This is a genomic window from Confluentibacter sediminis (genome assembly GCF_003258355.1).
Taxonomy (GTDB): Bacteria; Bacteroidota; Bacteroidia; order Flavobacteriales; family Flavobacteriaceae; genus Confluentibacter; species Confluentibacter sediminis.
The window spans coordinates 174,062-196,950 of the sequence record NZ_QKPO01000006.1 but is presented as its reverse complement, the minus strand read 5'-3'; the positions used below and the strand labels follow the sequence as shown (position 1 = coordinate 196,950).

The following is a 22,889-nucleotide window of genomic DNA, read 5'->3' as shown; positions in this document are numbered from 1 at the left end:
AATAATTAGTTTAAAATATTATATTTAGCTTAAAAAAAGTATAGTTAATCAAATATAACAATAATAAACAGAAGAATTTCAGGAACTTATTAGATAATAAATAACAGCAAAACTACCCTTTCACATCTAATGCGTCACGAAAGGCATTACCAATAAGCATAAATGCCATCACTAAACTCATAATACACAATCCAGGTATTATAGCTAAATAAGGTTTTCCTAAAATGATATAATTATAATGGTCTTTAATCATGGCGCCCCAACTTGCCATAGGTGGTTGTGCGCCAATACCTAAAAAACTAAGTCCGCTTTCCACCAAAATAGCAGACGCAAAATTAGCAGCTGAAATCACTATGACTGGTGCCATGATATTTGGCAATATGTGTTTGGTAATGATTCTAAAATCATTAAATCCCAAAGCTCTTGCAGCTGTTACATACTGCATTTCCTTAATGCTTATTATTTGTCCTCGAACCACTCTCGCAACCTCAACCCACATAGTAAGCCCCACAGCAATAAATACTTGCCAAAAACCTTTACCTAATGCTAATGTAATAGCAATAACCAATAACAAAGTGGGTATGGACCAAGTTACATTTATAATCCACATAATAACAGCATCTATCTTACCTCCAAAATAACCTGCAACACTACCCATAAAAACGCCTATAACCAAAGAAATGAATACGGCTACAAAACCAATAAAAAAAGAAATTCTAGCCCCAACAAGGACTCTGCTCAATAAATCCCGTCCATATTTATCGGTACCAAAAATGAAGGTCTTTTGTTTTATAAAACTTGTTGCAGAATTCATGGGGTGAAATATGCTCAAGGGTATATTTTTTTTAACACCTTCCAAACCATTGGATGTATATTCTGTATATGATAAAGAGTCATCTTTAATTTCAAATTCAGAAATAGGAATTTCTGTATCTGTATTTTTTCTTCCGAAGAAGATTTTATCAAATATATTTTGGTTTAAATCTAAACCAGAAGGAATCGTAAGTATTTTGACTGTAAATCCTGGCTTTTTTGAATGAATAGACAAATGCATTTGGTTCGCATATTGTGAGTTATCTGGAGCCATGACATACGCAAACACAGAAATGAGACCAACTAAAACAATAAAATAAAAACTAAAAACGCCCCAAAAGTTCTTTTTAAACTTTTGGAGCGCTAATTGTTTTAATGAGTGTGATGTGTGACTCATATTTTAGCTATTCTTTTACTTTAGCTATTTTTTTAATATTAAATGACGTTTTTAAATCTTCAAGTACATTTAAAGCTTCTTCAACATAAACATCTTGACTTAAAGAAACATGCCATCTATCACGTTTTTCCTTAAGGTTAGTGGTGTCATTATTAAATAATTCTTTTTCATATGCTGGAGATTCAAACGTGAGATTCGTTTGATAATTAGTCATGGCATCAAAACGTTTTGATTCATCATCTCTTAATGCCAATGTCTCTTTATATTTTGCATAACTCAAAGGAAAAACAGTTTCGTCAATTTTACTTTTTACCCATTTGGCGTTCTCTTCAATAAGCTTTAACTGCGGATTTTTAGACATCCGTTCATTACTTTTGCTAATGGTTTGCTCGTAATCAAAATAATTATCCCATGTTGTATAGTCTGCAGCGTCAATTTCATCCCATGGCAACGCATTTGATTTATCTTTTTCACCTACCTCAATAAAACTAAATTTATCTGGGACTTTTACATCGCTTTTAACACCTTCCAGCTGCACAGAACCCCCACTAATTCTATAATATTTCTGGGTAGTTAATGCCAACGCACCTAAATCGCCACTAGCATTATTTCTAACCAAATTATTAAGGTTTAACACATTTTGAACCGTACCTTTTCCATAAGTTTGTTTGCTACCTATAATAATAGCTCTTTTGTAATCTTGCATAGCAGCAGCCATAATTTCTGAAGCTGAAGCAGATAATTCGTTTACTAAAATCACTAAAGGACCATCCCAAGTTATGGATTTATCTCTATCTTTCAATACTTCTTTTGGCTCTCCGGTAGAACGCACCTGAACTATAGGGCCATCTTTAATAAACAACCCAGCCATATCTACGACTGTTGGTAATGAACCGCCTCCGTTATCACGTAAGTCTAAAATAAGTCCTTCTATACCTTCCGCTTTTAAGTTTTCGATTTCACGTTTTACATCAGCCGCAGCATTTATTTTTTTGTAGTCTTCAAAATCTACATAAAATGAAGGCAAGTCAATAATACCAAATTTTTTACCATCTTTTTTAACTACAGATGCCTTGGCATAGGTTTCTCCTAATTCTATAACATCTCTAACTAAAGTTACATCTTTTATAGTACCATCAAGCTTTTTAATAGTTAAAGTGACTTTAGTATCTTTTGGGCCTTTTATATATTTAATGGCATCATTGATTCTCATACCCACTATATCAACTGGATATTCTTCATCTTCTTGCTTTACTTTTAAAATAATATCCTCAACATCTAATTCTTTACTTCTCCAAGCGGGACCACCAGAAATCAAACCTATAATTTTAATATTGTCCATACGCTTTTGTAATTGAGCTCCAATGCCTTCAATTTTCCCTTGCATACGCTCATCAAAATCTTCTTTACTTTTAGGGGCTAAATAATAAGTATGAGGATCAAACTCTCCAACAATAGCATCAACATACATGGCAAACCAATCTTCTCGCTTTAAATCTTCTAAATTATCATTGAAATAAACCTCAATGGATTTTAAAGTTGCATCACGAGCTTCTTGCTCTATCTGCGTTTCTGTCTTCATAGTATATGAAGCATCTTTTTCCTTTTTCTGTTTTTCTTCAGTATAAATATCGTCATAGTAAGACAACGCCGAAAACTTAAGCTGTTGCCTCCATCTTTCTTTCATTTCTTTTTTGTTTTTTACAAATTCCGTTTTATCGGTATCTGTATCAAAAATCTCATCTTTAGAATAGTCAAAAGGTTTTGACAACACCTCTTTATAAACTTCTTTAGCTTCAGCAATACGTTGCATTAAACGCTCGTGGGTGATATTAAAAAACGTGATATCAGACACCTTTAATTGATCATCAATACTAGTTCTGAACTTTTCAAAATCCTTATAATCTGATTCATAAAAATAGCGTTTCGCTGGATCTAAACCTTCTATATAATCTGAGAATAATTCTTCAGAAAATCTATCATCCATTGCAATAGGATCAAAATGCCCTTGTTGTAATACAAATGTTATTACCTGTATAAGTAATTTATCTTTATCTGGATCACTAAACGTTTTTGTTGTAAAACTACATGACGCAAATGCCAATAATAATAACAACACTAAAACTTTATAATTCCTTTTTAACATGTTTTTCATAATTTTTTAATACCATGCTCCTTTATAAAAGCACATTATATTAGATTAAACGCAAATAATCTAATTTTAGTTTTCACAAAAATACATAATATATTTTTCACTAAAATAAAGAAAAAACCATGCCAATAAACTCATGCGCTACTAATTTTTTGTTAAACTAAACAAATTAAAACATTCATCGGATTTTGCTTAATTTAGCAAAGCGATTAAACAACGATTTATGACAGAAAAACCCCTTATTTTAGTAACCAATGATGATGGCATTAGTGCTCCAGGACTTAGAACTTTAATAAAACTAATGAATACTATTGGCGACGTAGTTGTAGTCGCCCCAGATAGCCCCCAAAGTGGCATGGGGCATGCGATAACTATTAATTCGACACTCTATGCAGAACAAATCACCCTTGACGATGGTCCACAAAAAGAGTATAGCTGCTCTGGAACCCCCGCCGATTGTGTTAAACTAGCTATAAGGGAAATTTTAGATAGGCGACCTGATTTGTGTGTTTCCGGTATTAACCATGGCTCCAACTCATCCATAAATGTCATATATTCTGGCACCATGAGTGCCGCTATTGAAGCGGGTATTGAGGGAATCCCTTCTATTGGTTTTTCATTATTAGATTATGCTTGGAGTGCCAATTTTGACGCTTGTAAAAATTATGTAACAACCATTGTTAAAAGGGCATTGGAGCAAGGTTTGCCCAATGGTGTTGTACTAAATGTGAATATACCCAACGTTAAAGAAAAACATATTAAAGGAATAAAGATATGCAGACAAGCGAAAGCAAATTGGGTTGAAGCATTTGATAAACGTAAAAACCCCCAAGGAAAAGATTATTATTGGCTTTCTGGAAAGTTTGTTAATTTAGATGGCGGAGAAGATACTGATGAATGGGCTTTGGAAAACCATTACGTATCGGTAGTACCCATTCAGTTCGATTTAACAGCACATCATTTCATGCAAAATTTAAATTCTTGGAAATTAAATGATTAAAAAAGATATTTTTATAGGAGTATTAGTAGGATTAATTGCCAATACTACAGGATTAATTATTGTATCGACCTTGTTAGGTCAAGGTGATGATTTTATAACTGTTATTAAGGCGGCCTCTAAAGAAGGGTTTTTAGGAAAATTAATCAGTCTTGGAGCTATTTTAAATTTGATAGCTTTTTTTGTTTTTATTAAAAAGAAGCAAGATTACCGAGCTAGAGGTGTTTTATTAATAACTATTGTAATTGCAGTTTTTACCTTTGTATTTAAAATGCTATAATTAATGAAGTATTATATTATTGCAGGAGAAGCATCTGGAGACTTACATGGCTCTAACCTTATGAAAGCATTACAAAAAGAAGATGTCAATGCCGATTTTAGGTTTTGGGGTGGTGATTTAATGCAGCAAGTTGGAGGCACCTTGGTAAAACATTACAAAGAACGATCTTTTATGGGGTTTGCAGAAGTAATTAAAAACCTTCCTAAAATTTATAAAGATATCTCATTATGCAAAACCGATATTCAAAAATTCAATCCAGATGTCATTATTTTTATTGACAATTCCGGATTTAATCTTCGGATTGCCAAATGGGCAAAGCAACAAAACTTCAAAACCAACTATTATATTTCTCCTCAAGTTTGGGCGTCTCGAGCTAGCAGAGTAAAAGCCATAAAACGAGATATTGATGCCATGTATGTTATTTTGCCTTTTGTGGAAGGCTTTTACAAAAAGTATGATTATAAAGTAACTTTTGTAGGTCACCCTTTAATTGATGCCATTGCAGACAGAACGCAAGTAGATGAATATGAATTTAGAGCAGAACACGAACTAAGCGACAAACCAGTAATAGCCCTGTTGCCAGGAAGCCGCAAACAGGAAATAAAAAACATGCTATCTGTGATGCTAAGCTTGGTAGATTACTATCCCAACTATCAATTTGTTATTGCAGGAGCTCCAAGTCAAGATTATGAATTTTATAAGCCATTTATAAAAGCCACAAACATTAAATTCATTGCTAATAAAACTTATGATTTGTTAAGTATCTCAACAGCCGCTTTGGTAACGTCTGGTACGGCAACTTTAGAAACAGCTTTATTTAAAGTTCCTCAGGTGGTTTGCTACAAAGGCAGTAATATATCTTATCAAATAGCAAAACGTATAATAACCCTCAAGTTTATTTCGTTAGTAAATTTGATTATGGATAAAGAAGTCGTAAAAGAACTTATTCAAGATGAGTTTAATTCAAAAAACCTAAAAAAGGAATTGGACATTATTCTTGACCCGCATGAACGCACAAAATTTTTCATGAATTATTACGATTTAGAAAAAAAACTTGGCGGTAAGGGAGCCAGCGCAAAAACAGCTCATTTAATTTTTAAATCTATACAAGCCTAATTTAGTATGAAGACACACGTAGTTGTTTTATGTATCCTCTTTTTAAGTTTTAGTAGTTGTAAATCTTCAAAACAAACCAAAAGCAAAGAGTCATCGTCTTCAAAAGTAATTATTGGTTCAAATTCTAACCAAGAAATAAATCCGAACAAAAGTATTACAACAAGAGATATTACCACACATTCTAGGCACTTAAATTCTTCAGAATCTAAGGCCTATAACATTGTGGAGTATGCCAAACAATTTGAAGGTGTTAGATACAAATTTGGTGGTGCCACAAAATCTGGAATGGATTGTTCTGGTTTAGTTTTTGAATCTTTTAGGGCCTTTAATATTATTCTTCCAAGAATTTCTAGAGACATGGCCAAAAATGGAGAAAAAATCTCATTGAATGATGTAGAGGAAGGTGATTTATTGTTCTTTAAAACTGGCAACAGAAGAAACGATATTAGCCATGTAGGATTGGTTGTTTCATCTAGAAATGGGAATATAGAGTTCATTCATTCCACAACAAGTGCAGGTGTTATCATTTCATCTATTACCGAAAATTATTGGGATAGGACATTTGCAGAAGCAAGAAGGATTTTATAGGAAATTTTATATCTTTCGGCGAAATGAAACTACTAAATTTTGCCATCATAAAACTAACACTTTGCCTTATCATAGGCATAATTATTGGATATTATTTTCAATGGGCTTTAAAGTGGTCGTTATACAGCACGACCATACTAGTAATTGCTTTATTTACATCTTTTTTAATTGCTAAAAACCAATTTTTAAAAACCATTTGGTTTGGTGTTTTAGCTTTTACGACCATGTTATCTATTGGTATTTTGACCGTAAACATTCATAATGAAAAAAACTTTTCAAACCATTACACGCACTTTGTTTTATCTGAAAACGATTCCCTGAAAACCATTACTTTTAGAATTAAAGAAGTTTTAAAACCTAACACTTATTATAATAAATATATCGTTGACATCTTAAAAGTTGATGATTTGAATGTTAGTGGAAAATTATTAGTAAACATTGAAAAAGACTCTATCAAACATTCTTTAAAAGTGGATGATGTTTTTATATCGAAAACCAATTTTGAGACTATTAACCCACCCTTAAACCCAAATCAATTTAACTATAAATTTTTTTTAGAGAAAAAATACATCTATCATCAACTCTACATCAGCAAACCATCTTTACTTGAAACGGACGTGCATTTACATACGCTTTATGGAATAGCAGATGCTATTAGAAACCATGTCAATTCAAAATTAAAAACCTATTCTTTTAAACCAGACGAACTTAGCTTTATTAATGCACTTTTATTAGGGCAACGACAAGACATAAGCGAAGATATTTATACCAATTATGTCAACGCAGGTGCTGTACACATTTTAGCTGTTTCGGGATTGCATATTGGTATTATTCTATTGATTTTAAGTTTTGTTTTAAAACCTTTAGAAACATTTAAACATGGAAAACTTATAAAAACTATTTTACTCATTTTAATGCTATGGAGTTTTGCAATTATTGCGGGATTATCGGCATCTGTCACCAGAGCTGTGACTATGTTTAGCATTATAACCATTGCTGTTAATTATAAAAGACCAACAAACATTTTTAACACCTTAGCCATATCCATATTTGTATTACTTCTTATAAAACCTATGTTTTTATTTGATGTTGGTTTTCAGTTGAGCTACATGGCAGTTTTGGCTATTGTTGTTATAGACCCCTTACTTTACAAATTGTGGCAACCAAAAAATAAAATAATAGATTTTTATTGGCATACGTTAACGGTAACGCTCTCTGCACAGTTTGGTATTTTACCCATAAGCTTATACTATTTCCATAAACTGCCTGGATTGTTTTTTATATCAAATTTAGTAATCATACCATTTCTGGAAGTCATCTTAGGCTTTGGTATTCTTGTAATCACTCTTGCCCTATTTAATATACTTCCTGTCTTTATGTCAAAAACTTATGGATATATGATAAGCATGATGAATGATTTTGTGAGTTGGATTTCTAATCAAAAACAATTCATTTTTAATGACATTGCTTTCAGCCTGTTGTATGTATGTGTTTTTTATTTATTTATTATTTCAATAATAAATTTATGGAGAGAGACAAGCTATAAAAGGTTAAGGCTCGTATTGTTTAGCATTTTAGCTATTCAATGCGCCATCATTTTAACAAAATATAGCAGCCCAAAAAATCAATTCATTGTATTTAACAAAAATCGATTTACCTTGATTGGAAATGTAATGTTTAATACTATTGATGTGAATAGTGATTTTGATAGTTTAACATTCTCAAAAGACAAAATAATTACAAATTATGTTATAGGTAATCATATTAAAAATGTTCAAACTGATATACTTAAATCTGTTTATACATTAAATGACAAAACCCTTTTAGTGATTGATAGCTTGGGGATTTACAATATTAAATCTTTTAGTCCCGATTATGTGCTTTTGAGACAATCTCCACAAATAAACCTGAATAGATTGATTGATTCCATAAAGCCAAAATATATTATTGCAGATGGCAGCAATTACAAATCTTATATAGAAAATTGGGAAGCTATTTGCCAAAAACGAAAACTCCCTTTTCACCAAACTAGCAAAAAAGGAGCTTTTATTATTGATTATTAAGAATTATTGACTGTCAACAAATTGTGGGGAAAAAGCTTTGTAATAAGCATTGAATTTTTCTTGAGTATCAATTGTTTTATGCGCATCATCCTTAAACAACTTTAAGTATAATTCTAATTGTGGAGGGGTTTGATAACCACGAATGGGGGCTATAACCCCTGCTTTTTCATCAAAAAACACAATGGTTGGATATGCACTAATTTGAAGATAACTGGCTAATTGATGTGCAGAATTACGACTATTGGCTCTTGAAGCATCATAACCAGGATTCTTAAAGGTGTTACCATTAAATTCAATAACATCATTACCTTCTCCGTTGAACTTAACAGCATAATAATTTTTATTCACATAATCTACCACATCTTTATTATGAAAGGTATTTTTGTCTAACATCTTACAAGGCCCACACCAATTGGTGTAAACATCCATCATAATCTTTTTTGGATTTTCTTTTTGAAGTGCCATAGCTTCTCCCAAAGACATCCATTTTATTTCTTGCGCTTGTCCTTTAACTGAAATTAAAACAATGAAAAGGAATATGTATTTTATATATTTCATACTAGTCTTAGTTGCAATATTTGTTCCGAAATTACAAAATCCACTCCTATTATGGGCTTTTTTGATTATATTTTAACTATTTTTTCGATTAACGAACACCATGCATGAGTTTTTTAAGCATTGGATTTAAGGCAAAAATCACTAATCCTGCTGTAATTGGAACGATAGTAAAAATAAGGAAAAAAGTCGATAGACTATACTGCTTGGTTATATTTTCAATTTGCCCACCTAATACCGCTGCCAACTTATTTCCTATAGCAATAGCTAAATACCACATACCAAACATTAAGGCGATCATTCTTGCAGGCACTAGTTTGCTAACATATGATAGACCAACAGGAGATAAGCACAATTCTCCAAGTGTATGGAATAAGTAAGCCAATATGAGCCATATCATACTAACTTTTACTCCTTCATGAACTCCATACGCCCCAAATGCTAATAAGCCAAAACCTATAGCCATAATGATTAAGCCTAGTGCATATTTAGCTGCCGCTGATGGATTGTATTTACTTTCAAACCATTTAGAAAAAAATGACGCAAATACAATGATGAAAAAAGAATTAAGAATACTAAACCAAGACACCGTTATTTCTGAAACATCTGCAGAAAACTCTCTATTCAGCATCCACACTACAATTCCCCACATGCATAAAAAACAAATAGCCAAAACAATGTTAGAGTACGGTATTATTTTAAAGGTCTTACGCCATAAATCATATAAAACATAAGTAATTATCAATAATGGAATAACGGTCAATAAAGCATTTACGATATTAAAAATAAGAGCGGATTCACCTGTTAATACACGATCTACATTATCTCTAGCAAACAAGACTAAAGACGAGGCTCCCTGTTCAAAAGACAACCAAAAAAACACTGTAAAAAAAGCAAAAATTATAAAAGCAAGCATTCTATCACGAACAATCGCTGTGTATCTTAAAATTCTACTTATAACTAAAAACAAAAACAATCCTAACGCCACTAGCACAGCAACATATTGCCCTTCAAATTGCCCTATTTGGAAATAGGAAAACATATCAATGCCTGCAATTTTAGACATGGGATCATTAATGGCATATTCTAAGCCTATGATTGAAGAAACACCTATCAATATTTTGTCCAAAGTTGTAAATGGATTTTGCTTTTCTATTTCTTTATCTTGGGTGATTTCCGCCATACTATTATCAGCATCCTGCAAGTCTTCCATTTCATGAATCTTAGCCGGTTTTTTCCCTATATCGCCAAATAAATTACCGGACAGCCAAAATTGTAAGGTTCCTAAAAGCATAAATATTCCAGCTAAGCCAAAACCATATGACCAACCTATTTTTTCTGCTAAATATCCACAAAGCATCATACCAAAAAAAGCTCCTGCATTAACTCCCATATAAAAAATGGTATAAGCTCCATCCTTTTTTTCTTCATTATGTTTATACATTTCCGAAATTATCGACGTAATATTTGGCTTAAAAAAACCTGTACCAATAACTAGTAAACCTAAGCCCAAATACAAAGTAAACTCTGTTTCTATCGCCATACAGGCATGTCCAGAAGCCATAATCAAAGACCCTATAACAACTGCCCAACGATATCCTGTAATCTTATCAGCTATAATCCCACCTATTATTGGAGTAATATAAAGTAACATGGCATAGGTACCAAATAAAGCCCCTGCATTTTCAGCAGACCAACCCCAACCCGGATTAGAACCTATAACCGTAAAAGTCAAAAAATTAACCAATAGAACTCGCATTCCATAAAACGAGAAGCGCTCCCACATTTCTGTAAAAAATAATACAAATAATCCAGCAGGATGCCCTAGAACATTATTCTTAAAATATTGGTCGGTAGAATTCTCAGTCATATTTTAGTTTTAATTTTAAAATGTTAATTGTCGGTTAATTCAAAACCTTCAGCTTCATCAATAATACGTTCGTTATCTTCTGCACCATGTGTTAATCGTTTAAGTGGCTTTAATAATAAGATCACTAACAATCCAAAGAGTACCGTAAATATTGTTATACCAGAAAATATAGCATATTCACCAAACTCTGAGGCTGACTCTCCAATAACTCCTGCTACTTTATTCCCTAAACCTGTAGCAGCAAAATAAACTCCCATCATTAATGATGCATATTTTACAGGTGCTAATTTAGTTATAAATGACAACGCCACTGGTGAAGAACACAGTTCTCCAATTGTGTGAAATAAATATGCCAAGATCAACCATTGCATTCCCGAACTACCTTTAGCGTTATATTCTGATGCTGCAAAAATCATGAAAACAAAACCCAATCCCATTATCATAGTACCGATAGCCATTTTGAATAAGGAAGATGCTTCTTTTCCTTTTAATTTTCTTTTAGCCCAATATCCCGCAACGAATGTTGCAAAAATGATTATAAATCCCGCGTTTAAGCCTTGAAACCAGGTAGCTGGAATCTCCCAACCTAACAACATTCGATCTGTATTTGTTTTCGTATAAATGCTCATCAATCCTCCCGCCTGCTCAAAGGCTCCCCAAAAAACGATAACAATTAAAAACGATAATAAAAGAACTAAGTATCGATCTTTAGAAACTTGAGAATTTAAATTTTTATAAATCATCATCATTATACCTGCTACCAGTGCAATAAAAATATACAGCACTGTATACCCCCAACTATCTACACCATCATATGTAAATCCCGCATAAATCGCATAAATAATAATTAAAACAACAATAGCAAGATTGATGGGAGATGTAATTAAATCGCCCATTAATCTTGGTATAGAAACATCATTTCTTTTATCTTCCTCAGTCGGCTTGTTACCAACATTTACCAAATACTTTTGACCATATAAATATACGATAAGACCCAATAACATGGCAATTCCAGCAAGTCCAAAACCAAAATGCCATCCAATCTTTTCTCCAACATAGCCAACTATAAAGGTCGCTAATAATGACCCTAAATTAATACCTATATAAAAAATACTAAATCCTTTGTCTCTTCTAATATCTCCTTGCTTATACAATCCACCTACCATTGTAGAAATATTAGGCTTTAACAATCCTACCCCAAGAATAATGAGTGCCAAACCTGTATAAAAAGCCCACATTTCATCAATAGCTAAAATACCATGTCCTGCAACTAAAGTTAAAGCACCATATAATACCGCTTTTTTCTGCCCTAAAACTTTATCGGCCAAAATACCTCCAGGTATGGACATGACATACACTAACATGGTGTACCAGCCATAAAGCATTATGGATTTTGAATCTAACCAACCTAAGCCTGGATTATCTGATGTTGTTTTTTCAACTAAATAAAGTGTTAATAATGCACGCATCCCGTAGTAAGAAAAGCGCTCCCACATTTCGGTAAAAAAGAGAATAAATAGACCTTTAGGATGTCCAAACAGCTCTTTTTGATGTGGTTTAAGTATGGTTTCTGTCATAAAATAATCTAGATAAATATAAATTTTTACTCTTAACGCTATGAAACATAAGATTTCACATTATAATAATCTTGCCAATTTTAAATAATCGTTGATGTATTATTAAAAGTTTTCAAGTTTACTAAAAATTATGCAAAAAACGGTAATTTCAGTCGATAAATAAGTCAATAAAAACAAGATATTATAATTTCTTTTCAAGAATAGTATCTTTGCCCCGTAATAATGCTGCTATGAGTAAAACTATTTCTGGTTTTTCTAAACTTTCTAAATCCAAAAAAATAGATTGGATTGTTGAGACTTATTTTTCAAGTTCCCATGATGCTGAACATATTTTAAAACAGTATTGGAACTCTGATGAAAAATTACAACAGCTTCACGATGAGTTTATTGAAAACACCATAACCAACTACTATCTACCTTTTGGTGTGGCTCCTAATTTTTTAATTAACGGCAAGTTATATACCATTCCTATGGCTATTGAAGAGAGTTCGGTAGTAGCAGCCGCTAGCAAAGCTGCTAAATTTTGGTTAGACAGAGGCGGATTTAAAACACATGTTATTTCTACTACCAAAATTGGTCAAGTTCATCTTATCTATCATGGTAGGAAAGATGCATTAAAAGATTTTTTTACCTCTATAAAATCAAAACTTATTGAAGACTGTAAGCCCATTACAAAAAATATGGAATTACGTGGTGGTGGTATTTTAGATATTGAATTACGTGATAAAACACAAAACATAAAAGGGTATTACCAACTTCATGCCTCTTTTGAAACTCTAGATGCCATGGGTGCTAACTTTATTAATTCCTGTTTAGAACAATTTGCTAAAACTTTTAAAAGCGAAGCTTTATTGTTTAATGGTTTTACTGAAGATGAAAAGAATATTCACATAGTGATGAGTATTTTATCCAATTATGTTCCAGATTGTTTGGTACGTGCAGAAGTCAGTTGCAAGGTTGAAGATTTAAGCGATAGTGATGCTTTCTCTGGGGAAGAGTTTGCCAACAAATTTCTTCAAGCCATACAAATTGCAGAAATAGAACCTTATCGAGCCGTAACCCATAATAAAGGTATTATGAATGGGATTGATGCGGTTGTTTTAGCCACAGGGAACGATTTTAGAGCCGTTGAAGCTGGTGTGCATGCCTATGCTTCCAGAAACGGCATCTATAGCAGTTTAACACATGCCAAAATTGAAAATGGCATATTTACGTTTTGGCTAGAAATACCTTTAGCTTTAGGAACAGTTGGTGGACTTACCGGCTTACACCCTTTGGTGAAATTGGCTTTGGACATGCTAAAGAAACCATCCGCTAAAGAGCTCATGCAAATAGTTGCGGTTGCTGGATTGGCTCAAAATTTTGCAGCTTTACGTTCGCTTACCACTACTGGCATTCAACAAGGACACATGAAAATGCATTTAATGAACATTCTAAATCAATTCAATGCCAATGATGCCGAGAAAGCTATTTTAATTGAACATTTTAAAACAAATACGGTTAGTTTTAATGCTGTTGCCGATACTTTAGCACATTTAAGAATGCGTATAGATGATTAATTTAAACGAACCTTATTACAGTAACGGAAAACTTTTAATCTCTGGAGAATACTTGGTTCTCGATGGTGCTTTATCACTAGCCATTCCAACTAAATATGGACAATCTTTAATTGTTGAACCCATTGATGAACCAAGACTCATATGGGAAAGTTTGGATGAGAATGGACATCTTTGGTTTAAAGATGACATTTTAATTAAACAGATTACATCTCCAATAGTCTCAAGCAATGACCTTTCCAACAGACTGGTACAAATATTGAATACCGCTAAACAACTTAATCCTGATTTTTTAAATACCATGGGGGGATTTAAAGTGACGACATCCTTAACATTTCCCAAAAATTGGGGACTTGGAACTTCATCAACGCTCATAAATAACATAGCGAATTGGGCAGGTATAGATGCTTATAAATTATTAGAAAAAACGTTTGGTGGCAGTGGTTATGATATTGCGTGTGCCCAACACAATCATCCTATTTTTTATCATTTGGAAAATGACAAACCAATCGTTGAAGACGTTGAATTCAACCCATTATTTAAACAACATCTTTATTTTGTCTACTTGAATAAAAAACAAAACAGCCGGGATGGGATTTCAAACTATAAAGAAAATAGAACCCATATAAAGTCTTCTATTATTCAAATAAATGAGATAACCTCTCATCTGGTTTCTTGCAAATCATTGGAAGATTTTGATAGTTTAATTTTAAAACACGAACACATCATTTCAAACATTATAAAACAACAACCTGTAAAAGAGGTTTTGTTTAATGATTTTAGCGGACAGATAAAAAGTCTTGGTGCTTGGGGTGGCGACTTTATTTTGGCAACCTCAAAGGGTAATCCAACGGCTTATTTTAGGAGCAAAGGGTTTGAAACAGTCATCTCTTATGATAGCATGGTTCTAAAAAACAAAACATAAAAAAAGCCTCATAATTAATATGAGGCTTTAATTTTATATATGTACTGTCCTTTTATTGAACTTGAGTTTTAGCTCTATTATCTTCAATATCTGCAGCTTCTTTTAAAGCGTTATATAAGTTTGAAGACACCACATTTACTTTTTGTTGTTCTACTCTATTAGCTGCCGCTTGATAGCTATCTAACTTAACAGCTGGCTCCACTTTAGTTACTTGAACCATATAAACACCAAAAGTACCATCAATTAGCTTAGAAGTTTGATCTTTTTTTAAACCAAACGCTGCACCCACAACTAAAGGCTCTCTTCCTGCTCCAGAAATGGTTGGGCTTTTCATATTAATAGCCGAAGCTGTTCTAACTGTCGTATGCTCTGCAGATGCCAAAGCCTCTAAGTTTGTAGCTTTCACTCTATTTCTAATAATTTCAGCTTTTTTCTCATTTCTGATAATTGGTAAAACAGTAGGAGTTGCTTCATCTGCACTCATAAGTCCTTTTTCATGTTTTGCAACTAATTGTACAATAGCATAACCATTCGGAATATTGAATCGCTTTACATCTCCTATTTTAGCCTCATCTCCAAATGCCCAACGTACTATAGGTCTTTGACTTCCAATACCAGGTATATTCTCGTCTAAAACTTTAATGCCGTTTACAGGACGCACAACATATTTACTTTCTGTTGCTACCGTTTCAAAATCTTCATTACCAATAGCGATTTCAAAATTTGAGGCGTCTCTAAATACTTTATCTACAGTAGACTCAGATGGCTCAACCTTTCTAGCAATGGTTCCAACTTGGACTGCCTTTTTTGCTTCGGTTTGGCTTAAAATCTCAATGATATGATATCCAAAAGAGGTTTTTACAACTTGTAAATCACCCTTTTTATTATTAAATGAAAAATCTTTAAACTCAGGCGCAAATGAATCCATATAAGAGAATTTAATCACACCCTCTTCTTCATTACTAACTTTATCAGATGACAAATCCAATAAATCAACAAATTTAGAACGGTCAGATTTTATAATATTATAAATACTATCTGCGGTAGCTTTTGCCTGCTCATCTGTTTTAGTAACACTTGGATCCACTCTAGTAGCTCCAACAAATGGAATTAATATGTGTCTTACCTTGGCAGAATCCGACACTTGTTTTACCGCTATTAATTTAGATATTTTATAATATCCGTTATCTTTATAAGGTCCGTAAACTTGTCCTTCGCTTAGGTTAAATATACTATCGGCCGCCACTGATGGCAAAGCAGATTTAAACACAAAACGGTCATCAAATTTAATATCGGAATGTGAGTTTATATAGTCTTCATTATCTGTTGTTTTTAAAAACCCAATAACATTTTCATTGGCTTTAAGGCCTTCGTTATATTCTTGTCTGTCTTTTAATAACGTTTGAAGTTCATCTTTAATAACCTTTTCATCTTCTACACTCGCCTCTTCTTTAAACTCAACATATTTAATATCTGTTGACGCTTCAACTTCATATTGTTTTTCATGCTTTTTTATATAATCGGAAATCTCAGATTTTGAAACAACCACGGTACTATCTGGAATAGAAGAATATGGAACTTGGACAAACTTTATATCAATTTTATTGCCTTCCAATTTATGTTCCAACTCACCTTCGGCAAGCGTACCTGTTAAGCCCGCTTTAACCATATTAAAATAGTTTTGCTGTAATGCACTCAAAGCTAACGTTTTCTCATAATTAATCCAGCTTTGGTAAGCTTCTGAAGATGTTTCTTTTAAATTGGCAATATACTCGTTCAGCTTATTCTCGTCAAACAAACCAGCCTCGTTTAAAAATTCTGGGCTACTCCCCAAAGTTGTTTTTAAAACATCACGCATTTGGTCTTTTTCAACAGTCATTCCCAATTTTTCAAATTGAGTTTCCAAAATGGCTTGTCTCACTTCTTGCTCCCAAATACTATTCATTACTTGATTACTAGTAGCACTAGGTCCAGCTTGTCTTTGGGCGGCCTCTACTTTTTGTAAAAAATCCTCCCTGGTAATGTCTTTACCATTTATAACACCAACTGTGTTTTGAGATTTAGCAGAAGGTGATCCAATATTTTTAATGACTCCATCTAACACAAATGCAAACAATGCTAATGCTATAATAATTATTAAGATAAGTGATCGTTGTCTAATTTTATTTAAAACTGCCATTTGTCATCTAAATTTTATAAAAAACCCTCTTCAGGATTTAACTTGTTAAAATCAATTAAATTGAAAAATTATATAAATTATGTTATTAATTCTTTTTTAATCAGAAAAAAATATCGTGCGCGAAAATACCATTTTCTATTTAATAATAAAAGCACAAAGATGCATTAATTATTTTATGTTTTGAAATCAATCTTCTTCTAAAATTTTAAGCTCTACTAAATCTATTTTTGTGTTAGATACTTCTAAAATTGTAAACTGAAACATATTGTTTATCACTATAATTTCGTTTTGGGAAGGGATTTCTTCAGTATCATCAACTATCAATCCACCAATGGTATCATAATTTTCGCTTTCCGGCAAATTAATTTTATATGCCTCATTAACATAATCGACTTCCAAACGTGCGGAAAACTTATATAAATTAGTGTCTATTTTTTCTTCAATTAAATCGATACTGTCATGTTCATCTTCAATTTCGCCAAACAATTCTTCTATTATGTCTTCTACTGTCATAATACCAGAAGTCCCTCCATATTCATCTAAAACAACAGCAATACTTTTACGTTTTTTTATTAATATATTAAGTACTTCATGAATAAAAACTGTTCCTGGAACAAACTCGACGGGCAATAAGACTGATTTTATAGATTTCGGCTTTTTAAACAATTCAAAAGAATGAACATATCCTAAAATCTCATCGATAGTATCTTTATAAACCAAAATTTTTGTACAACCCGTTTCTGTAAAAAGAGCGTTTAATGTTTTTATCGTCTCATTAACTTCTACAGCAATAATCTCGGTTCTGGGCACCATAACATCTCTAGCTTTCACTTCTGAAAACTCTAAAGCATTTTGGAATATTTGAATTTCAGTATCTACATCTTCATGAGCTTCCACTGATTCCATTTGCTCGCTTATATAATTGCCCAATTCCACTTTTGTAAATGCCAATTGTATTTGGTCACCTTCTGTTTTGAATACATGCTTTAAAATAAAATCTGAAATCCAGATAATAAAATCTGAAATAAATGTGAACAGCACATAAAATACATAAGCAGGTATTGCAAATATTTTCAGTAACGAATTTGAATAAATTTGAAAAAACACTTTTGGTAAAAACTCGGCAGTAATTAAAATAAGTAGGGTTGATAAAACAGTTTGCGTTAACAAACTCAAATCATTCAACATATAATTTAAAAATGAAGAAGATGTTGGCAACATGGACTGAAACCAATTTACCAATAAATCCCCCATAAAAAATCCATAAATAACCAACGCTATATTGTTACCAATAAGCATGGTTGTTATAAATTTTGAAGGTTTAGCCGTTAGTTTGGTTAATATTTTAGCTAAAATACCTTCTTGCTTTTTTTCAATTTCGATATGGATTTTGTTTGAAGATATATAGGCAATCTCCATGCCCGAAAAAAAAGCAGAAAGAATTAAAGTGCTAATGATAATTAAAACATACACACTCATTTATTTTGAATCCTTTTTATTATCATATTTTTTATTGAATTTCCTTCGAAAGAAAAACATAAAAACGGCCAGTCCTGCTAATGCCAAAGATACATAGGCTTTACTTTTACCCCAATTAACAATACCATCATATAAAAAAAGTGCTGCGAAAATTAAATAAGCATATTGAAAAATCTTTGAGAATTTCATTTTTGTATATTTTTTATGAGTGTAAAGATACTGAAAAAAGTGTGTTTTAGGTGACGTTTAAGATGATCTGCATACTTATTCATCAACAGTAATAATACCATCTACTTCAAGAACTTCAGCATTGGTAAATTTTGAATTCGAATCGAAACCTTTACCATTTATCTTATCTGAGCCCATTCTAAAAGTCACAGGCTTATTAGTAAATAACCATTCTTTACTTTGGTCATAGTACAATTGTTGAGCAAACAAGGTGTCTTTTTTATAAGTTGACAGTTTTACATGACCTTGCAAATCTATCAGGTCTGTTTTTGTATATGAAATGGCATAATCTGCTACGACCACACTTTTATTGTTATCCTCATCGAAAACCTCTAGATAAATGCCTTCTGGAAATTCACTAAAAGGAAAGTCTCGGTTTGAATAATCTAACATTTTCGAGCTGATTAAAATAGCTTTTACTCTTCCAGAATCTGTATATTTTAAATTAAACGTATCAGCAATACCGATAGGCTCATTTTCTGAAACACCTATTTTTTGGACTTCTTTAAAGTTGTCTTTACATGAAAAAAACATAGTCACAGTAATTACTGTGACTATGTTTAATATTGTATGTTTTTTAAAAAAAATCATTTATAGTTTTGGCACTGTAACCGAAGCACCTATCCAACAACCTATATTTATAACTTTACCTTCATTACCAGCACTAAAAATATCTTGTTTTGAAGGCGCTCTTCCTATATAGCTTTCTACATATTTAGCACCTGCCCCACCTGCTTTTCTAGCTTCCTCAGCAGCTAACCAATATACAGCTCTTTTATTAAACGTTGAATCTCCACAATCATTAGCACTATCTGCATACATAGCCGCAATTGATAAATAAGGCGTTAAGTCTGAAGGATTGAACTTTAAAGCATTTCTATAATAGCCTCTTGCTTGTGCATATCTACCTTTAGATTTAAGTTTTGAGCCTATTAATTTATATAATTTGGCTTTTTTAAAGTTATCTGTTTCTAAACTTATCGCTTGGTCATAAAATTGAAGAGCTTCACTGGTTTTCCCTTCTCTATCTTTTAATACGGCTAAGAAATAGGCAGATTTTGATGAAGGACTTAACTCATGGTAAGCATTAACAATTTTAAAGTATAAAGGGCTATCAGTACATTCCTTTTCAGACATTTTACCTGCCGCTCTTTGTAACCAAACAGCATTTTCTTTATTATCTTCAAATCCTTTTTCATATAAAGGAATTAAATTTTCGCAATTTGCTCTTTCTCCTAATTTTTGATCAACGCCAGCAGAAACTTGATCGTAAGCATCTAGATAACTTTGATATGACTGTTTAAACCTTTCTTCTTTACCCGTCAATGCCGTACCTGCTTCTTCTTTTTCAAGATAGACATTTACTTTTTCTGAATAGTTTTTAACCTCTTCTTCAATTTTTTCTGTAATGTCATCATATTTATTGAATAAATCTTCTGCTGGTTTTGTGCCTGCGTCATATAAATCTACCATTAATGAAAAATACGTGTACAAACTTTGAGGATTTGTAAAACTATCTTTATCAGCTTTGTAAACGGCATCAAAGCAATCATATAATTCGGTATTTGTTTTACCTAAAACGTCTTTATTATCATACATTAACTGACAGGCTCTTGTACCAAAAACTCCTTTAGGTGTTTTATCTGCAAAATGCTCAGCTCTTTCATCCCATAACTTAACTAAATCTTCGATAAAAGCTTTTTTATCAGCACCTGTAGATTTTTCAATTTTATCTCCTAGTATTTTTTCTCCATTTGAATAAATTGCTAGACTATATTTAGGGTTTCTTTTTCTTAACTCCATAAAAGGTGTATATGCCGAATTAAAATCGCCAGCCTTTACAAACTGATCAACTAATGATAATTGAACGACATCCTTTTCAGGATCACTTTGTGCAAAACCTATATTTAAACCTAAAAATAGGAATGAGAGAAATAATGTAATGTTCTGTTTCATGATATTAAATTTATACTATAATTGTTAGTCATATTTTCTTTTTCTGAACCATCTATCATTCAAAGATAAACTTATCTGGAAATTTATAAAATTCTCTTGTATTAAATTACTGTTAGTAGTTCCACGCTTACCAAATTCAAAACCTAAGTTTGCATTAGAGAATAAGCTTCCTACTGGTACACCTACTCCAAAAGACATGCCAAACTCTTTTATGGATTCATTATTTATATTTAAACCTGTTTTTTCAAAATGCATCCCAGCCCTATAAACTATTCGTTTTAAGTAACTTGTATAAGAATTATATTGAGGAATGTAAAAGCCTCCTAATGAATACGTATAAGCATCTTCAAATGTTGTTGCTGTGGTACTGTATAATTCGTTAGAAAAATTACTTGTTTTTTGTGTAACAAATTCTGCGCCTACAAACCATTTTCTAACCTCCCCAATACCAGCACCTACCGAAAATTTCGATGGTAACACCAAATCTGTTTGCTTAAGACCGATAGCTTCTAAGTCATAATCTATAGTATTATTTACTCTTTCCACCCCAGTGGATGATACTGTAATTGTTGAATAAGATCTATTGTTATTTGATGTTAAATTACTTTCGGGCGTATACGTTATTCCAGTAACCAACTCTAACTTATTATTCAACATGGTTTTATATGAAAGCCCTAAATTAATATTCAAACCACTTAAGCTTGATCTATTATTTTCTCGAGATTGAATCAGTATAGGAACCCCATCGCCGTCATAAACAAACTCGACAGCACTGTTTTCAATGTTGCCAAAATTATAATGGGCATCAACACCAACACTTAATCCTTTTTTTATTTGATATCCTAAACCAAAAAACGCTTTATTTAAACCTCCTTGCCCATTAAATCTGTTTGAAATATCCCCGCTAGCATTTAAGGATTCCATTTTATAACCAACTGAAGTATATGGCATAAGCCCAAAACCAAAACCAAATCTGCCCATGGGTAGAGATAATGCTAAATAATCAAATGTTGTTGTAGAAGAATTATCAGTATCCAAGTTGCTTTTTAATCCCACACTAGAATAACTACCACCAACAGAAAATTTAACAGGTCTACTTTCCCCATCAAATGGGTACAAACCTACATTATCTGTTGCATAAGACGCAGGGTTTCTTAAATTCACATGAATACTGTCTGTATAAATACTAAGCCCTCCCATGCTTCGGTTTTCTACGGTGCCTTTAAACTTTAAGCTACCAATTCCATAAAAAGAATAAGGTGATGCCGTACCTCGCTGTTGCGCGTAAGATTGAAATGTTGAAATCGCAATAAAAACTAATACCAGTTTTTTTATCATTAGTTTGAATTAAATTGTAAAATATAGTCCAGTCCCTCTAAAAGAAAATTAGAGTTGGCAAATATGCTACTTTTTAATTGTTTAGACAAGAAATTAGCATCGCCACCTGTTAAAATAACTGTTAAATCTGAATATTTTTCTTTATATGTTTGAATATTTCCGTCAATTTCTTTTAAAACACCATAAATAATACCCGAATGAATGGAATTATTTGTTGTGTTACCAATAATATTATTAGGTACTTCTTTTTCTAATAACGGCAAATTAGCGGTTAAATTATTTAATGATTTATAACGCATTGCGATACCTGGAGAGATGGCACCTCCCAAATATTCATTTTTAATAGTTACAAAATCATAAGTTATGCAGGTACCAGCATCAATAATAAGTACATTATTATTAGGAAATTGTTGTATGGAAGCAGATACTAGTGCCATTCTATCCACTCCTAGTGTATTAGGAGTTTCGTAACAATTTATAAAAGGCATTTTTGTTTTATGGCTTAGTTCGATTAATAGAAAATGCTTTTTTATATAAATTATATCTTTTTCTTTTAATTTACCGACCGAAGCTATGATAGCTTTTTCAATACATACAAACTCTTTTCTTAAAATATCTATATGTTTTATTAAAACATCTGGATTGATTACTTTTTTCAAAACCAAGCCACCTTCCTGAAAAACAGCAAGTTTAACAAAAGAATTACCAACATCAATGATTAAATTCATGATTTTTATTTAAAGCTATAAAATTACAAAACCATTTTTTATAAATTTTCCTTTGGGAATAATAAAAATGAATATATATTTGCATCCGCTTT

19 protein-coding genes are annotated in these 22,889 nt (G+C 32.2%); 7 read left to right on the top strand and 12 right to left on the bottom strand.

Annotation, left to right across the window (positions count from 1 at the left end; all coding sequences use genetic code 11):
- Nucleotides 1-112 precede the first annotated feature (112 nt).
- The gene (locus DKT72_RS06890; protein ID WP_111308001.1) at nucleotides 113-1,210 is read right to left on the bottom strand and encodes an ABC transporter permease; all 1,098 of its coding nucleotides are present in this window, start codon (nucleotides 1,208-1,210) and stop codon (nucleotides 113-115) included.
- A gap of 7 nt (nucleotides 1,211-1,217) precedes the next feature.
- Complete coding sequence (locus DKT72_RS06885; protein ID WP_111308000.1) at nucleotides 1,218-3,365, bottom strand: carboxy terminal-processing peptidase; 2,148 nt, start codon at nucleotides 3,363-3,365, stop codon at nucleotides 1,218-1,220.
- Nucleotides 3,366-3,585: 220 nt separating this feature from the next.
- Between DKT72_RS06885 and surE the strand changes: the two genes are divergently transcribed.
- Genes surE through DKT72_RS06860 form a run of 5 tightly spaced genes read left to right on the top strand, consistent with a single transcriptional unit; the run spans nucleotide 3,586 to nucleotide 8,406 of the window.
- Complete coding sequence (surE, locus tag DKT72_RS06880) at nucleotides 3,586-4,362, top strand: 5'/3'-nucleotidase SurE (RefSeq protein ID WP_111307999.1); 777 nt, start codon at nucleotides 3,586-3,588, stop codon at nucleotides 4,360-4,362.
- Complete coding sequence (locus tag DKT72_RS06875) at nucleotides 4,355-4,639, top strand: hypothetical protein (RefSeq protein ID WP_111307998.1); 285 nt, start codon at nucleotides 4,355-4,357, stop codon at nucleotides 4,637-4,639. Before surE ends, DKT72_RS06875 begins: the two co-directional genes overlap by 8 nt.
- A gap of 3 nt (nucleotides 4,640-4,642) precedes the next feature.
- A complete protein-coding gene (gene lpxB, locus DKT72_RS06870; protein WP_111307997.1) occupies nucleotides 4,643-5,755 on the top strand; it encodes a lipid-A-disaccharide synthase in 1,113 nt (370 codons plus the stop codon).
- Between the two features lie 6 nt (nucleotides 5,756-5,761).
- Nucleotides 5,762-6,343 carry a C40 family peptidase gene (locus tag DKT72_RS06865; RefSeq protein WP_111307996.1) on the top strand — a complete coding sequence of 194 codons (582 nt, stop codon included), beginning with the start codon at nucleotides 5,762-5,764 and terminating at the stop codon, nucleotides 6,341-6,343.
- A 23-nt stretch (nucleotides 6,344-6,366) separates the two neighbouring features.
- Complete coding sequence (locus tag DKT72_RS06860; RefSeq protein WP_111307995.1) at nucleotides 6,367-8,406, top strand: ComEC/Rec2 family competence protein; 2,040 nt, start codon at nucleotides 6,367-6,369, stop codon at nucleotides 8,404-8,406.
- A gap of 3 nt (nucleotides 8,407-8,409) precedes the next feature.
- Here the strand turns inward: DKT72_RS06860 and DKT72_RS06855 are convergent, their stop codons facing one another.
- From DKT72_RS06855 to DKT72_RS06845, 3 genes are all read right to left on the bottom strand, one after another.
- Nucleotides 8,410-8,964, bottom strand: coding sequence for a thioredoxin family protein (locus DKT72_RS06855; protein ID WP_111307994.1), 555 nt, complete (start codon nucleotides 8,962-8,964; stop codon nucleotides 8,410-8,412).
- An 88-nt stretch (nucleotides 8,965-9,052) separates the two neighbouring features.
- Nucleotides 9,053-10,831: a peptide MFS transporter gene (locus DKT72_RS06850; protein WP_111307993.1), complete on the bottom strand. Its 1,779-nt coding sequence runs from the start codon at nucleotides 10,829-10,831 to the stop codon at nucleotides 9,053-9,055.
- Nucleotides 10,832-10,854: 23 nt separating this feature from the next.
- Nucleotides 10,855-12,408, bottom strand: a complete 1,554-nt coding sequence (locus tag DKT72_RS06845; protein ID WP_111307992.1) for a peptide MFS transporter — start codon at nucleotides 12,406-12,408, stop codon at nucleotides 10,855-10,857.
- A 230-nt stretch (nucleotides 12,409-12,638) separates the two neighbouring features.
- On the opposite strand from DKT72_RS06845, the gene DKT72_RS06840 reads away from it, so the two are divergent.
- Nucleotides 12,639-13,967, top strand: a complete 1,329-nt coding sequence (locus DKT72_RS06840; RefSeq protein WP_111307991.1) for a hydroxymethylglutaryl-CoA reductase, degradative — start codon at nucleotides 12,639-12,641, stop codon at nucleotides 13,965-13,967.
- Nucleotides 13,960-14,889, top strand: a complete 930-nt coding sequence (locus tag DKT72_RS06835) for a GYDIA family GHMP kinase (RefSeq protein WP_111307990.1) — start codon at nucleotides 13,960-13,962, stop codon at nucleotides 14,887-14,889. The genes DKT72_RS06840 and DKT72_RS06835 overlap by 8 nt, the downstream gene beginning before the upstream one ends.
- Nucleotides 14,890-14,941: 52 nt before the next feature.
- Here DKT72_RS06835 and DKT72_RS06830 read toward each other — a convergent pair whose 3' ends face one another.
- From DKT72_RS06830 to DKT72_RS06800, 7 genes are all read right to left on the bottom strand, one after another.
- The gene (locus tag DKT72_RS06830; RefSeq protein ID WP_111307989.1) at nucleotides 14,942-17,068 is read right to left on the bottom strand and encodes a peptidylprolyl isomerase; all 2,127 of its coding nucleotides are present in this window, start codon (nucleotides 17,066-17,068) and stop codon (nucleotides 14,942-14,944) included.
- Nucleotides 17,069-17,254: 186 nt separating this feature from the next.
- Nucleotides 17,255-18,547 (bottom strand): hemolysin family protein, encoded by a 1,293-nt coding sequence (locus DKT72_RS06825; protein ID WP_111307988.1) that lies wholly within the window; start codon nucleotides 18,545-18,547, stop codon nucleotides 17,255-17,257.
- Nucleotides 18,548-18,736: a hypothetical protein gene (locus DKT72_RS06820; protein ID WP_111307987.1), complete on the bottom strand. Its 189-nt coding sequence runs from the start codon at nucleotides 18,734-18,736 to the stop codon at nucleotides 18,548-18,550.
- Between the two features lie 75 nt (nucleotides 18,737-18,811).
- Nucleotides 18,812-19,366, bottom strand: a complete 555-nt coding sequence (gene lptC / locus DKT72_RS06815) for an LPS export ABC transporter periplasmic protein LptC (protein WP_111307986.1) — start codon at nucleotides 19,364-19,366, stop codon at nucleotides 18,812-18,814.
- On the bottom strand, nucleotides 19,367-20,731 hold the full coding sequence (locus tag DKT72_RS06810; RefSeq protein WP_111307985.1) for a hypothetical protein: 1,365 nt from the start codon (nucleotides 20,729-20,731) through the stop codon (nucleotides 19,367-19,369). It lies immediately after the preceding gene.
- Nucleotides 20,732-20,755: 24 nt separating this feature from the next.
- Nucleotides 20,756-22,069 (bottom strand): BamG family beta-barrel-assembly machinery protein, encoded by a 1,314-nt coding sequence (gene bamG / locus DKT72_RS06805; RefSeq protein WP_111307984.1) that lies wholly within the window; start codon nucleotides 22,067-22,069, stop codon nucleotides 20,756-20,758.
- The gene (locus tag DKT72_RS06800) at nucleotides 22,069-22,797 is read right to left on the bottom strand and encodes a type III pantothenate kinase (protein WP_111307983.1); all 729 of its coding nucleotides are present in this window, start codon (nucleotides 22,795-22,797) and stop codon (nucleotides 22,069-22,071) included. The genes bamG and DKT72_RS06800 overlap by 1 nt, the downstream gene beginning before the upstream one ends.
- Nucleotides 22,798-22,889 lie beyond the last annotated feature (92 nt).